General features: G+C 70.4%; 1 protein-coding gene. It reads right to left on the bottom strand.

Annotated features, from left to right (window positions below; genetic code table 11):
* On the bottom strand, nucleotides 1–580 hold a 580-nt coding region (locus G4D87_RS38495; RefSeq protein ID WP_275902339.1), incomplete at its 3' end, for a proton-conducting transporter transmembrane domain-containing protein.
* Between the last annotated feature and the right edge of the window lie 24 nt (nucleotides 581–604).

The raw sequence follows: 604 nt of genomic DNA, 5'->3' as shown, positions 1-604 counted from the left end.
CCACCGGCCCCGCCAGCGCGTACAGCCAGGCCACCGCCAGGAAGAGCACCGCCCCACCCGTCAGCGTGTAGCGCAGGTAGATGCGCCCGGCGCGCAACGCCTCGTCCGTGCCCGCGTGCACCACCAGCGGGTAGGTGCTCACCGTCAGCAGCTCGTAGAAGAGGAGGAAGGTGATGGGGTTGCCCGCGAAGCAGATGCCCATGGTCGCGGTGACGCACAGGCTGAAGAAGCCGAAGAAGCGCCGCAGGTGGTGCGAGCCCTCCAGGTAGCCCACCGCGTACAGCGTCGTGACGAGCCACAGCAGCGACGACAGCGTGGCGAAGAGCATGCTCAGCGAGTCGCTGCTCAGCACCAGCTCCAGCCCCGGCCCCAGGCCCAGCCCCAGCCGCGTCTCGTAGCGCTGGCCATGGAAGACGCCCCACACCATGTCCGCCACCAGGCCCGCCTTCAGCGTGGCCCCGCTCACGTTGAGCGCCGTGCGCGCACGGCGCCACGACTCGGGCATGGAGAAGATGACCGCGCCCGTCACCAACGACGTGCCCAGCACCAGCACCGGCAGCCAGGTGTTCCACGCGCTCATGGCCCCCTCCGCCCGAGCATCCCC

The sequence above is a fragment of the Myxococcus vastator genome, from assembly GCF_010894475.1.
In the GTDB taxonomy this organism is placed as follows: Bacteria; Myxococcota; Myxococcia; order Myxococcales; family Myxococcaceae; genus Myxococcus; species Myxococcus vastator.
This window is presented reverse-complemented; position numbering and strand designations above follow the sequence as displayed.